The organism is Ligilactobacillus acidipiscis DSM 15836, from assembly GCF_001435755.1.
GTDB lineage: Bacteria > Bacillota > Bacilli > Lactobacillales > Lactobacillaceae > Ligilactobacillus > Ligilactobacillus acidipiscis.
Genome location: NZ_AZFI01000041.1, coordinates 1 through 13,231 on the forward strand (window position 1 = coordinate 1; position 13,231 = coordinate 13,231).

Below are 13,231 nucleotides of genomic sequence, written 5' to 3' on the forward strand. Positions count from 1 at the left end.
ATTTTATGACGAACTAGCACCACGCGTATTATAACTTATGTTAGTAAAGTGAGATAAAATACTGTACAAATTATGATAATCTTTAATTTGCAAAGGGTGTATATTTTAATTCTTACTTCAGCCTATGCTATGATAAAGCCAGGTAAATTTAACAAAAGGAAGTGGTAAAATGGCTCAGCAAAAAGAAGAACTGCGACGGGGAGGAGGCCAACATTTTGTTCAAAATAAACCGCCTTCATATGGTCTTAGTCAGCTGATCACATTCTTCTTGTCGGTGACATTGATGTGTAGCTTACTGGGGATAATAGCCAAGAATTCTTTTCTAGACAAGAGCTTTACCACAAAAGAATTGGTGACCACTGAGAATGTCTCTGCTTTGCACAAGGGATTGTCTGCTTCTGTAAACTCGTTTATTACTTCGGATGCAGGATTTCGATTAGATGGCGATCTTGTTACAAAAAAGCAGGTCAAAGAAGACCTGAACGAAGCGATCAATAACGTGTATGCAGGGCAAAATGAATTATTGGCGCCATCTAAAATAGTTGGTCAGATAACAGATAATTTTATGACCCAGGCACGTAAGCAGGGAGTTTCGACACAGTCTGAAGATTTTTTGAGTTATAAAAGTAACTTTGTTGCCCAAGTTGAAACGGCAATAAATAATCAAATCAATAATTCTTTGTTACAAAAAGGCAGCAGTTTTTTGCAAAAAGCACAACATATTTTTCACAATATGTATTTATGGGGCATAATTTTAAGTCTCATTTTGGCGGTGTTACTACTTATTCAAACAAGGTCCTTTTTCAGGTTTTCACATTATACGGGAATCGCATTCCTTTTAGTGGGCTTGCTAGTGTGGTTGTTGGTGGAGTTAACTAAAGTCAGCGGCATGGTCGATAATTTTGCTGCTTCAGTTGGAATGTATCGGTCATTTATAGTTGATTATGGGACGGCCGTGATCTCAACTCTCGATCATTATGCCAGACTATATGGATATATCGGCATATTCTTGTTAGGTGTTGCTTTAGTAGGGAGACTTATTTTGAAAAATAATTTTTGATTTGAGATGAAGTAGTTAAAATTGTCAAAATTCTGCTATAATAAAAAGTAATGCCCTTAAATCGGTTCGTTCAATAAGCGATTTGGCAGTAACATTATTTTGAAGCGAAAGGGACTAGTTCATGAAATTTACATGGCAAAAAGATGATCAAGGCGAAGAAACTGTTAAGACATTTTTGGCGCGACATGGCGTAAGTCATCGCATGTTTCGGACTATCAAACATGATCAGGGAAAAGTATTGGTAGATCATCGAAGTCAAAGATTAGGTCATCTGCTGATAGATCCATGTGCTGTAACTTTAATATTAGCCCCAGAAAAACCTGATCCTGGGGTCCCGCCTAGTGACGGCCAGTTGAATGTGTTGTATGAAGATACAAATTGGCTGGTGATCGATAAACAAGCGGGCTTAAATAGTGTGCCTGGACCAAATAATCGTAGTGATACTTTGGTCAATCGAGTCAAGGGATATTTGCTTAGTCAAAATGCCAAGGATCTAGTACCTCACGTTTTAACTCGTTTGGACAGATTTACAAGTGGTTTGACTTTAGTTGCTAAACACCGCTTTGCACAGGGGTTGATCAATAAGCAAATGGAAGATCATAGTGTTGTTAAGAAATATGTGGCACTGGTTGAAGGGCACGTTGAAAAACAGCATGATCTGATAGACCTTCCTTTGCGTCAGTCTGCTGGCAGCTTTGCCCAAGAGGTTAATGAGGCAGGAAAGTCAGCCAGAACTGAATACTGGGTCTTAGAAAATTTTGGCTCTCTTGCAACACTTGTGGAAGTTCAGCTTCATACCGGACGAACCCACCAGATCCGTGCCCATTTTAGTTATCTGGGTCATCCATTAGTGGGTGATGAACTTTATGGTGGACAGTGTGATGAATTTGGAATGAGAAGGCAAGCTTTACACGCGGCAAAGTTAGTCTTTGTTGATCCATTTACTAATAAAAAATTAAAATATGAAAGCCGCTTGCCCCAAGATCTCGCTGACACGCTCAAATATTTGCGCAATGAAAAAAGTCAGTGAATCTTTTGGCCAGGTGGAATCGGTAAATTAATACATGAGGTGAATAATTTGACCCCTAAAAAAGAGGATTATTTAAAAATTATATTTGAACTTGGTGGCAAACAGCGTAAGGTCAGCAACAAACAGATTTCGCTAAGCCTAAACGTGGCAGCTGGTTCGGTCACAGAAATGGTTACTAAATTAGTCAGTGAAGGATTAGTGATCCATACACCATACGCAGGGATCTCACTAACTGCTGATGGGATCGAGGTTGCTGAAAATTTGATTCGGCGTCACCGTTTATGGGAAACGTTTTTAGTTGATAAATTAAATTACAAGCTGCAAGATGTTCATGATGATGCAGAAGTCTTGGAACATGCGACTAGTGATAACTTAGTAAAGCATTTAGATGACTTTTTGGGACACCCCAAGAACTGTCCGCATGGGGGAATGATCCCAAGTATCGATGGCGATTATGCCGAAGAAAGTTATGATTTGTTAGCTGATGCAGAAACAGGCTCAACAAAAGTTGTCGACCGTTTCGTTGATAATCATGAGTTATTGACGTATCTTGGTGAAATCAAACTAAACATCGGTGATAAGTTTACTGTTGTGGAGCATGTTCCCTTTGAAGGCCCAATCAAGGTCAAACTTGTTGATACAGGAAAAGAAGTCAGCATCAGTTACAATGCGGCTCATTATATTTTTGTAAATTAGTTGAAATTAGCTGTATCAATTATTATTAGTCTGTGTTATAATTCTTTATGTAGTTTGAATAGGTTTTTTTGGTAAGGATGTTTCACGATTTCCTCCATAAANCCGACTAGAATTACAATATACGTGCCGAAAGGCGCAACAAGGAGGATCCATTATAATGGAACAAGGAACAGTAAAATGGTTTAATGCAGACAAGGGTTATGGCTTTATCACACGCGAAGACGGCAGCGATGTATTCGTACATTTCTCAGCTGTCCAAGGCGACGGCTTCAAGACTTTGGACGAAGGTCAACATGTAACTTTTGATGTTGAAGACAGCGACCGTGGCCCACAAGCAGCTAACGTTGTTAAAGACTAATTAAAAATTAAAATTAAAAGCAAGCCCTTGTGAGCTTGCTTTTTTTGTGTCTGCAAAAAGAAGAGCTTCATTTTCTGTAAAGTTACAGTCCCAGCAATTTTTTTAATTTGAGGGGAATGCTGCTTTGCTTGTTAACGAAGCTCCTTATTTGTTTATTATTTTAATTGACATTTATTTCGTCACTGGAACTTAAAGTGCTTCCTGTTTGGTCTGGAGACAAATCAAGCGCCTTTCTGAGCAGATCGGTAATACGCTGCTTTTCACTTTCATCTGGAACTTCAAATGATTGACCAGAGATCATGCTTGATTGGCCTTGTAAGTGAGTTGAATTCATATGATGAGTTGCCTTACGGTATTTTGCGGCTAACAGTAACATATCATTAAAACTCAGGTCAGTTGTCATTTGTTTAGAAACAGTGTTCAAAAATTTTTCATTTAAAAGATTCTCAACTTGAGTGGCTTCCATCGCGACAGACATTAAGACTTGACGCTGACGTTCCTGTCGTCCATAGTCGCCTTGTGGATCAGAATAACGCATTCTGACATATGCTAGTGCTTTTTTTCCATTCATATGTGTTTTTTGACCCTTTGTAAATGAATAACCGCCATAAGAAAATGTTAAAGTAGGAGAAACATCTACTCCGACAACTGCATTGATCAAGTTTTCGAGCCCGCCCATGTTGATCGTAGCGTAATAATCGATCGGCACGTTTAAGTATTTTTGCACTGTGCGGACAGCCGATGCAGAACCGTCATAAGCATAAGCTGCGTTTAGTTTGGCAGGATAATCACTTTCATGCCCATAAACTGCTACTTTAGTGTCGCGCGGAAGACTGACCAAAGTCATTGCTTCACTCTTGGGATTTAAAACTGCTAAGACTAAAGTATCAGTTCGGCCCTTATAAGTTCTCCCTAAAGCCCCAGTGTCAGTTCCCATCAATAAAAGCGAGATCGGTCGGCCTTGTTTGAGGGCAGCTTGTGTGTCTCGGGCTTTTTGGACGCCGGTTTCTTTGTGGATCGTATTGATCGTGGAGTGAGCCGTTCGATATTTCTGATAAATGTAGTGACCACCAGCTAACAAAACGACCACAAAAAATAATAGGAACCAAAAAAAACAGCCCTTTAAACGGTGATGAGGCGTCTGATGTCTTCTTTGCAAGGGTTCATCAGTTTGCATTTCTTCATCTCTAAATGAAGAGTCGGCTTGAGTATATTGCGATCTGCGTTGTGGCATAAAAAATCCTCCTGAAAATTACAAAGCCAAAGAAAAAACACTGTTCACCCACACTGAAAATGGCCTTTGATCACAGTTAATTTCTCAAAGTTCAGGACCTTGTATGTATTTAAGACAGTTAGCTACAGGAAAAATGTTGCTAACTTGAATAGCATAAATTCTTAAATGTTAACATACAAGGTATTATACTGCATATTTGGTAAAATTTAAAAATGGTTTTATTTTGACAGAATAATTATTAAGTATTTACGGCTAGACTACATATTTTAGCAACTAAGCTCTTTACTAAACATGATATAATGTGAAAGTATTGCATGATTTAAATGATTTGTTTACCTCTGATCTTGTAATGAATAAGCACATGGTTATTGCTAGATAAATTTTTTGATCGGAACACGCTGTAGAAAGGATGTCAAAATTAGCAATGTTTTATTGCCAAAAGTGCGGAAAAAAGAATGAATTAAAAGAAGAGCGTTGTTCGTTTTGTGGAACTAAGCAAGAAGTCGGCTCAAGTGAAGTTGAGATGAAAAAGTGCAAGCGGTGTGACAAAGAAATCCCGGTCTCTTCCAACTATTGCTACTATTGCGGCCAAGATCAGGCAGAAATTTTATTAAAAAATTTGGACGAACCTGCTGAAAAGAAAGAAAAAATCGCAGAAAAAAAAGAAAAACAGGAGGTCCCGACGATCGACATCAGCGATCCCAAAAAATTAAAAGAGTTTATCAAGATGGCTGAAAAAGAAGGCATAGAGGTTCATGTCTTGGGCAAAAATGAATCATTACGGCCAGGTATTGTTCCTTCAACGAGACTGTTTCTAAAAGATTGGATCAATGTTAACAAAAGGATGGGACGTGCTGATTTTTGGTATGGGCTGTTAGGAACGTTTTTATTGTCGATCCCAGCTGGGATCATGATCAGCTTGCTTGCTTCCTTGTTCGCTTCTATGGGGTCAGGTTCAGTAGAAAATATTTATCTACTTGGTGTTGCAGCTTGGATAGCGTTTTTCTACGTTGCGCTATTAACGGCAGAAGTTAGACGTCTGCATGATATTGAATTGCCTGGTTACCTTGCACTTTTGCTCTTTATTCCAGGTGGTGATCTAATAGCATTTATTATCGCAGCGATGCCACAACGACGTACTAAATCAACATATACATTTGAAGATCCTAGGAAAAAGAATAAAAATAAGCATGACAAATAAAATGCCAGTCAACATTTTAACTAGTTTTGTGAACAAAGCCAACTTTCTTGGAAACAAAAGGAGCTAAGTATGATGGAAACTCGAAGATTGATACTGCGCCAATTTCAAAAAAAAGATTGGCAAGATGTATTGGAGTATGGTTCGCAAGAACAGGTGGCAAAACGAGCTAATTTTACTCCTTTGCGCACAAAAAGGGATGCCTTTTCTTTTGAAAGAGTGCTTTTCCGCGATGGGGTTTTAGCACTGGAAGAAAAAAGCTCAGCTAAAGTGATCGGTAATATCGGCGCTTTTGAAATCATCAAAGCCGATGGGCTAGTTGAAAAAAATGGCCGGGAAGTTGGATATGCTTTAAATCAAGATTTTTGGGGACAGGGCTTCATGACTGAAGCTTTAGCTGCGTTGTGCAAGTTGGAAAGAAGTAAAAAAACTAGTTTCTTACAGGCACGAGTGTATGCAGATAATTTAGCATCTCAGAAAGTCTTGCAAAAAAATGGTTTTAAATTTCAGGGGGATAGAGAGGTTTTTGATGTTTTTCAATCGAACAAAAAAATCTTGGAGTTGTTTTATGTTAAGATGTTAGTTCAAAAGGAAGAAAGGTTTTGAGATAATGCAATTGACGAAAGGTTTTGAGCAAGCCGCATGTATCGTTGCTTTACTGGCCACACAAAAAAGGGACATTCCAGTTTCTTCGGGCGTCATTAATGAAACTTTAGGCGGATCTGCTACTTACTTGCATAAAATTATGCGCAAACTTGTGGTGGGTGGTTTGATCACATCTGTTTCTGGAAACAGCGGTGGTTTTTCATTAGCGAAAGAACCGGAAGATATTACGTTATTGGAGGTTTATCATGCGACTGAAGGACAGGTCGACACTTTCCCTGATCTTGGTTTTTTTGTGCGAGCCTTTAAGGACTTTCCTTCAATAGCTACTCAGGCTGATAGTGCGATCACGGATGTTTTCCATAAAGCTGATCGGCGGTGGTCTGATTATATTGAAAATGTGACTGTCCAAGATATTTTATGGCAGACCTTTAAGGTCGATCAGATACCTTTGGTTGATTGGAATAATTTGACTGAAGAAGATATCAATAAATTGAATTAAATTTTGCAGGATCGAACCTAAATATTTTAAGCAATAAAAGGAGTATGAAAATGACAGACAAGAAAGATAAAAACAAGAAGTATTATGGTGCTGATGCAGTGGTTGATAGTTTGATCAACCATGATGTTAAGTATGTTTTTGGAATACCTGGTGCGAAAATTGACCGTATCTTTGAAAAGCTTGATCATCCGACTGATAAAAATGCACCGCAATTTGTTTTGACACGACACGAACAAAATGCTGCTTTTATGGCGGCAGGTATTGGACGGATCACTGGACATCCTGGTGTTGTGATCACTACTTCAGGACCAGGGGCGTCTAATTTAGCTACGGGTTTGGCAACAGCGACTACAGAAGGTGACCCGGTCTTAGCTTTGTCTGGACAGGTGCAAAGAACTGACCTTTTGCGTCAGACTCATCAAAGTATGGATAATACTTCTGTATTTACGGGTATTACTAAGTATGATGCTGAAGTTCAAGACCCGGATAATATTTCGGAAGTTATCGCTAATGCTTATCAAGAAGCAGAAGCATCTAAACAGGGGGCAAGCTTTGTTTCGATCCCACAAGATGTGACGGATAGTGAAGTGAAGACTGATGTTTTGGCACCGATCCCTTCACCGATCTTAGGACCTGCCAGCCCGATCGAATCAACATTGTTAGCTGCGCGGATCAAAAAAGCTAAATTACCGGTCCTGTTGGTGGGGATGCGCGCTTCAGACCCACGTACCACCGATGCGATCCGCAACTTAGTGCGTGATACTCATTTGCCAGTCGTAGAAACTTTCCAGGGCGCTGGGATCATTTCACGTGAACTAGAAGACGACTTTTTTGGCCGAGTAGGTCTATTCCGCAACCAGCCAGGGGATAAACTTCTTAAAGAAAGTGATCTTGTGATAGCGATCGGATATGACCCAGTCGAGTATGAACCGCGTAACTGGAATACCAATCCTGATAGAAGTATCGTTGTGATAGATTCGATGCGTGCACAATTGGATAAAAACTTCCAACCGCAACGGGAGTTGGTCGGCGACATTTCACAGACTTTGGAGTTTTTATTACCATACATGAAAGGCTTTAATTTACCTGAACAGTCCCTGCCTTTCTTGGCAAAATTACGTGACCAATTGAAGTTAAGAGATGAGCCGCCAGCATTAGAGGACGGGCAAGTACGCTCCCATCCGCTCTCTGTGATCCATGCTTTACAAGCGCGGGTCTCGGATGAAATGACGGTCACTGTTGATGTCGGGAGTTTCTATATCTGGATGGCAAGACATTTCCGCAGTTACAATCCGCGTCATTTACTCTTCAGTAATGGGATGCAGACTTTAGGAGTCGCATTGCCATGGGCTATCTCAGCAGCTTTAGTTCGTCCCGAAACTAAGATCGTTTCAGTTTCTGGCGATGGTGGTTTCTTGTTTTCCGCCCAAGATCTTGAAACAGCGGTTCGGTTGCATTTAAATATTGTGCATATCATCTGGAACGATGGTAATTATGACATGGTAAAATTCCAAGAAGAAATGAAGTATGGCACTTCTGCCGCTGTCAAATTCGGGCCGGTAGACTTTGTCAAATATGCTGAAAGTTTTGGTGCGGCTGGATTAAGGGTCAATAAAGCGGCTGATTTAAGCAAAGTACTAGATCAGGCCTTTAAGACAGACGGTCCAGTTGTGGTTGACATTCCAGTCGACTATAGTTTTAACCAAGAACTTGGTAAGCAGTTATTGGACGATCAATTACGTTAGTCTGGAGAAAACATTTAACAGGTTATAAACAGTTTTAAGAGGGGGATTTATTTTGGTAAAAAATTATTCCAAATTATATCAACATGGCACATTAGCCACATTGGTTCCAGGTTTGTTTGAAGGGACTTTTCCTATCGGCAAGCTCTTAAAAAATGGAGATACGGGTATTGGGACAGCCACAGGGTTAGGCGGAGAGATGGTCGTTTTGGAAGGGACGCCATATTTGGTCAAAAGTGATGGTAAAATCGCTACTTTGCCTGACGAAACCATGGTCCCATTTGCGACTGTGCATTTTGACGATAAAAATGCAGAAAAAATCAAAGTCAATGACCTTAACGAGGCTGACTTAGGCGAAAAAATATTTCATAAAAATGCATTAGAAAATGTCTTTTTCGCTGTGAAGATCACGGGCAACTTTTCCCATGTTAAAACACGAGCCGTAGCTGCACAAAAACGACCTTATCCAACTTTGGCAGAAGTTGCAGATAAGCAGGCGATTTTTGAGGAGGATAATAGTCAAGGGACCGTGATCGGGTATTTTTCACCTGAACTTTTCCAAGGCATGGCTTCGGCCGGCTTTCACTTGCATTATTTGAATGATAACAAAACGATGGGTGGACATTTGCTTGACTTCACAGTCAGTGAAGGATCATTGGCTATTCAGCCTTTTGCTAGTGTGGAACAACATTTCCCTCTTGAAGATCAAGAATTTATGCAACATAATTTTGAATTGAGTAAAATGGATTCTGAAATCAGACATTCTGAATCTTAAGTTGATTTCATGGTGTTTAGCAGCCAATAATGTAGTTCAAAAATGCAAAATCAGTATAATACCTAAAATATTTTATTTGTTATTTAAACATTTTTAGTCTTATAATATGCAATATCGAAAAGAGGTCGCGGGTTTCAATAGTAAGATGACTTAGTTGGGAAAAAGACGGAGGTCATGTGAAAGGGGAGCCTGCCGAAGGTACCAGTGATTTTCCGCGCTGGTAGCTGGGGCCCTGCATAAGATGCTGGGAACTGTCGTGGAGGAATACTTCCACGGGGCGCTATCGAGATGTTATTTGCCGTTTTTACGGGATGATTATTGATAGGATATCGGGTGGCGCGGTTTTCGATTATGAAAACCGCGCCTTTTTGTTATTTTATTATTTTCTTGGTCGCCTCTTCGAATGAAAAATTTTATTTGGAGGGAACTATTTTGATGGAACAGGATGTTTCAAAGGGTCATGATGGTCAGCAGACAACTGAACCAAAAGAAGGAGCTAATGGAATTAAAAGGTCATTGAAAACAAGACATGTTTCGATGATTGCTTTAGGTGGTAGTATTGGGACTGGTTTATTTGTTGCCAGTGGGTCGGCGATCTCAACGGCTGGCCCCGGCGGTGCTTTGCTTGCATATGCCGGTATTGGTCTGATGGTGTATTTTTTGATGACATCTTTAGGTGAAATGGCAACCTATTTACCAGTGACTGGTTCTTTTGCGACATATGCAAGGCGGTTCGTAGATCCTGCAATGGGATTTGCGATGGGCTGGAATTATTGGTTTAACTGGGCGATCACACTCACTGTTGATATTTCGACAGTGGGATTGGTTTTTAAGTTTTGGTTTCCGCATGTTCCAAGTTGGACTTTTAGTCTGGTTGCTTTAGTACTTATTTTCATTATCAATGCTTTATCAGTTAATTCTTTTGGAGAGGCTGAGTATTGGATGGCCTTGATCAAAGTAGTCACGGTCATAGTTTTCTTGGTGATCGGGTTTTTAACGATTTTTGGGATCATGGATGGTCATGCTGCTTACTTGGATAACTTTGTTTACAAGAAGGCTCCTTTTGTCGGCGGGATACCGTCAATACTTTCAGTCTTTGTTGTGGCTGGTTTCTCTTTCCAAGGAACGGAATTGATCGGTATTACTGCCGGTGAATCTGAGAATCCGGGAGAAAGTATTCCTAAGGCAGTTAAGCAGGTCTTTTTGCGGATCATCTTGTTTTATATCCTGTCAATTTTTGTTATTGCGGCTTTAATCCCGTATACAAGTCCTAATTTATTAGGTTCTGATGCAGCCGATGTTACGATCAGTCCATTTACGTTAGTTTTTCGTCGTGCTGGACTGGCTGCTGCAGCAGGTGTCATGAATGCCGTTATCTTAACGTCTGTGTTATCTGCTGCAAATTCAGGGATGTATGCTTCAACCAGAATGTTGTTTTCTTTAGGGGTTTCAGGTAATGCACCGAAGATCTTTAAGCGGGTCAATACACGCGGCATACCAATGCCTGCTTTGATAGGAACGGCCGCTGTTGGGCTGATCACATTTTCGACAAGTATTTTTGGAGATCATATTTATAATTTTCTTGTTAGTGCTAGTGGACTAAGCGGTTTTATTGCTTGGGTCGGGATAGCATTATCACATTACCGTTTTAGAAGAGCATTTAAGGCTCAGGGACATGATCTGTCTGAGTTGCAATATCATGCAAAATGGTTCCCGCTTGGGCCAATTTTGGCGCTGGTCTTATGTATACTGGTGATCATTGGGCAAGACCTGCATTCTTTTGCCGATTTTGACTGGCAAGCAATTTTATTTTCATATATGTCAGTACCCTTGTTTTTAGTTTTATATATTTACTATAAAGTCAAGCATAAGACTAAACTGATCCCGTTAGAGGAAGTTGATTTGACACCGCATGATATGAATGCCGAAAAAAAAGCTAAGAAAGCTTGAACTTTTTCAAACTTTCGCTTATATTTAAGTTAATCAAATAAATAAACGTCATGGTACATCTTAAGTAGGTATTAAAGAGACACAGTGGTTGGTGGAAACTGTGAAGCTGAAATTCCAATGTATTTTTCGATGGGCAGGTAATGCTGCACGGGAGACCGTTATTTTGTAGAGTGCGAATTTAATATTCGAACTTGGGTGGTACCGCGAAAAGCAAGTCTTTCGTCCCAATTAGTGGGATGGAAGGCTTGCTTTTTTTAACGTCAAAAAAATCTTGGTGAATGGTTATTTATCAAGAACGATCAGGTAAATCAAGGAGGAATTGTAATGTTAGATGTTAAAATGATCAGGCAGGATCCAGATGAATTCAAGCGCCGTTTGGGGACACGTGGAGTTGCTCCTGAAGAGATCGATGCTTTATTAGCGGAAGATAAGAAGCGTAGAGAATTATTGAGCCAAGCTGAACAGTTAAAGAGTCAACGTAATGATGTTTCGGGCCAGATAGCTTTGGCCAAACGTAATAAAGAAGATGCTTCGGATGCAATCGCGAAAATGCGCCAAGTGGGACAAAAAATCAAGGAATTAGATGAACAAGCAAATCATGCTGTTGAAGTGGTCAATGATATGGCAGCTCGTTTGCCTAACTTGCCTAACGAAACTATTCCTGTTGGTCCTGATGAGAGTGCCAACGTTGAATTACGTAAGGTGGGGACACCGCGTAAATTTGCTTTCGAACCAAAGGCCCATTGGGATCTTGGTGAAGAACTAGATATTTTAGATTTTGAACGAGGTGCCAAAGTTTCAGGAGCACGTTTTGTTTACTATAAAGGTTTAGGTGCAAAATTAGAACGTGCTTTGTATAATTTTATGCTGGATGAGCATGAAAAAGAAGGATATACGGAAATGATCACTCCATACATCGTTAATGATGAATCAATGTTTGGAACTGGTCAATTTCCTAAGTTTAAAGAAGATGTTTATCAGATACAGGGACAAAATATGACGATGATCCCTACTGCCGAAGTACCTTTGACTAACTATTATCGTGGTGAAGTGATCCCTGCTGAAAAGTTGCCTGTTTATGTGACAGCTTTAAGTCCATCATTCCGTTCAGAGGCAGGCAGTGCTGGGCGTGATACTCGTGGATTGATCCGGATGCATCAATTTAATAAGGTTGAAATGGTCAAGTATACCAAACCAGAAGATTCATATGATGAATTGGAGAAAATGACAGCTAATGCCGGCAGTATTATGGAAAAACTTGGTTTACCATACCATGTGATCACTTTGTCCACTGGAGATATGGGCTTTAGTGCTGTGATGACACATGATCTAGAGGTTTGGATGCCTGCTCAAAACACTTATCGTGAAATTTCGAGTTGTTCTAATACTGAAGATTTTCAAGCAAGGCGAGCACATATTCAGTATCGTGATGAAAATGGCAAATTAAGATTTGTGCATACTTTAAACGGTTCTGGACTTGCAGTAGGTCGGACAGTAGCTGCTGTTTTAGAAAACTATCAAAATGAAGATGGCTCAGTTACGATCCCAGAAGTTCTTCGCCCATATATGCATGGCGTTGAAAAAATCACTAAATAATTTTTATGGCTGCTTAATGAATAGGAAAGTTATTTCTGTTTATTAAACAGCTTTTTTAGATAAAAATTATGTCTTAAAGCTGAAAGCTGAGTAAGAAATAATTTTTATAATCGTTAATACGAACGATGCAACTATTCACAGTGTATTTTAAAGTAAAATATAACATTTTAGTTGGTTGGATAGGTTAAAATTCGTGATTTAAATGTTGATCAAAATAATTTAAAAAAAGTGTTGACGGCAGGCGAACTGGTTGGTATGATTATATTTGTTGTTTGAAAGACAGGTGCTGTTTTTTACCGGTACTTTCAATAAAACAAAAATTTATCTTGACATTGTTTAGATAAATCGGTATACTTTAAAAGTTGTCTTTGTTTTTGAAAGAAAACTTCATTTAAAAAAAGTTGTTGACATTTGGAAACAATCAATGGTATACTTAAAAAGTTAATTGTAATTGTTAGTAGATCTTTGAAAACTGAACAAAGTTTCG

Annotated in this window: 12 protein-coding genes and 1 riboswitch; of the genes, 11 read left to right on the plus strand and 1 reads right to left on the minus strand. The window is 39.5% G+C overall.

Annotation, left to right across the window (positions count from 1 at the left end; all coding sequences use genetic code 11):
• The first annotated feature begins 169 nt into the window (after positions 1-169).
• The 4 genes from FC65_RS04550 (at position 170) to FC65_RS04565 (ending at position 3,144) form a co-directional block, all read left to right on the plus strand.
• Positions 170-1,060: a hypothetical protein gene (locus FC65_RS04550; RefSeq protein WP_056971725.1), complete on the plus strand. Its 891-nt coding sequence runs from the start codon at positions 170-172 to the stop codon at positions 1,058-1,060.
• A gap of 121 nt (positions 1,061-1,181) precedes the next feature.
• Positions 1,182-2,090, plus strand: coding sequence for an RluA family pseudouridine synthase (locus FC65_RS04555; RefSeq protein ID WP_056971726.1), 909 nt, complete (start codon positions 1,182-1,184; stop codon positions 2,088-2,090).
• A gap of 48 nt (positions 2,091-2,138) precedes the next feature.
• Positions 2,139-2,786 (plus strand): metal-dependent transcriptional regulator, encoded by a 648-nt coding sequence (locus FC65_RS04560; protein ID WP_056971727.1) that lies wholly within the window; start codon positions 2,139-2,141, stop codon positions 2,784-2,786.
• A 157-nt stretch (positions 2,787-2,943) separates the two neighbouring features.
• Positions 2,944-3,144 carry a cold-shock protein gene (locus tag FC65_RS04565; RefSeq protein ID WP_010499572.1) on the plus strand — a complete coding sequence of 67 codons (201 nt, stop codon included), beginning with the start codon at positions 2,944-2,946 and terminating at the stop codon, positions 3,142-3,144.
• 160 nt (positions 3,145-3,304) lie between these two features.
• Here the strand turns inward: FC65_RS04565 and FC65_RS04570 are convergent, their stop codons facing one another.
• The gene (locus FC65_RS04570; protein WP_382405671.1) at positions 3,305-4,378 is read right to left on the minus strand and encodes an LCP family protein; all 1,074 of its coding nucleotides are present in this window, start codon (positions 4,376-4,378) and stop codon (positions 3,305-3,307) included.
• A 424-nt stretch (positions 4,379-4,802) separates the two neighbouring features.
• Between FC65_RS04570 and FC65_RS04575 the strand changes: the two genes are divergently transcribed.
• From FC65_RS04575 to serS, 7 genes are all read left to right on the plus strand, one after another.
• The gene (locus FC65_RS04575) at positions 4,803-5,579 is read left to right on the plus strand and encodes a zinc-ribbon domain-containing protein (protein ID WP_010499583.1); all 777 of its coding nucleotides are present in this window, start codon (positions 4,803-4,805) and stop codon (positions 5,577-5,579) included.
• A gap of 72 nt (positions 5,580-5,651) precedes the next feature.
• Positions 5,652-6,182: a GNAT family N-acetyltransferase gene (locus FC65_RS04580; RefSeq protein WP_056971728.1), complete on the plus strand. Its 531-nt coding sequence runs from the start codon at positions 5,652-5,654 to the stop codon at positions 6,180-6,182.
• Between the two features lie 4 nt (positions 6,183-6,186).
• Positions 6,187-6,681: an Rrf2 family transcriptional regulator gene (locus FC65_RS04585; RefSeq protein ID WP_010499587.1), complete on the plus strand. Its 495-nt coding sequence runs from the start codon at positions 6,187-6,189 to the stop codon at positions 6,679-6,681.
• A gap of 50 nt (positions 6,682-6,731) precedes the next feature.
• Positions 6,732-8,426, plus strand: a complete 1,695-nt coding sequence (gene alsS / locus FC65_RS04590; protein WP_056971729.1) for an acetolactate synthase AlsS — start codon at positions 6,732-6,734, stop codon at positions 8,424-8,426.
• 52 nt (positions 8,427-8,478) lie between these two features.
• On the plus strand, positions 8,479-9,198 hold the full coding sequence (gene budA / locus FC65_RS04595) for an acetolactate decarboxylase (protein WP_056971730.1): 720 nt from the start codon (positions 8,479-8,481) through the stop codon (positions 9,196-9,198).
• Between the two features lie 110 nt (positions 9,199-9,308).
• Positions 9,309-9,489, plus strand: a riboswitch (Lysine riboswitch).
• Between the two features lie 144 nt (positions 9,490-9,633).
• Positions 9,634-11,148, plus strand: coding sequence for an amino acid permease (locus FC65_RS04600; protein WP_082618992.1), 1,515 nt, complete (start codon positions 9,634-9,636; stop codon positions 11,146-11,148).
• A 324-nt stretch (positions 11,149-11,472) separates the two neighbouring features.
• Positions 11,473-12,744 (plus strand): serine--tRNA ligase, encoded by a 1,272-nt coding sequence (serS, locus tag FC65_RS04605; RefSeq protein WP_056971731.1) that lies wholly within the window; start codon positions 11,473-11,475, stop codon positions 12,742-12,744.
• Positions 12,745-13,231: the final 487 nt, after the last annotated feature.

What these genes read in the sequence shown, in the direction of transcription:
- FC65_RS04550 (WP_056971725.1), top strand. Translation starts at nt 170, where the DNA reads ATGGCTCAGCAAAAAGAAGAACTGCGACGGGGAGGAGGCCAACATTTT.
- FC65_RS04555 (WP_056971726.1), top strand. Translation starts at nt 1,182, where the DNA reads ATGAAATTTACATGGCAAAAAGATGATCAAGGCGAAGAAACTGTTAAG.
- FC65_RS04565 (WP_010499572.1), top strand. Translation starts at nt 2,944, where the DNA reads ATGGAACAAGGAACAGTAAAATGGTTTAATGCAGACAAGGGTTATGGC.
- FC65_RS04570 (WP_382405671.1), bottom strand. Translation starts at nt 4,378, where the DNA reads ATGCCACAACGCAGATCGCAATATACTCAAGCCGACTCTTCATTTAGA.
- FC65_RS04575 (WP_010499583.1), top strand. Translation starts at nt 4,803, where the DNA reads ATGTTTTATTGCCAAAAGTGCGGAAAAAAGAATGAATTAAAAGAAGAG.
- FC65_RS04580 (WP_056971728.1), top strand. Translation starts at nt 5,652, where the DNA reads ATGGAAACTCGAAGATTGATACTGCGCCAATTTCAAAAAAAAGATTGG.
- FC65_RS04585 (WP_010499587.1), top strand. Translation starts at nt 6,187, where the DNA reads ATGCAATTGACGAAAGGTTTTGAGCAAGCCGCATGTATCGTTGCTTTA.
- alsS (WP_056971729.1), top strand. Translation starts at nt 6,732, where the DNA reads ATGACAGACAAGAAAGATAAAAACAAGAAGTATTATGGTGCTGATGCA.
- FC65_RS04600 (WP_082618992.1), top strand. Translation starts at nt 9,634, where the DNA reads ATGGAACAGGATGTTTCAAAGGGTCATGATGGTCAGCAGACAACTGAA.
- serS (WP_056971731.1), top strand. Translation starts at nt 11,473, where the DNA reads ATGTTAGATGTTAAAATGATCAGGCAGGATCCAGATGAATTCAAGCGC.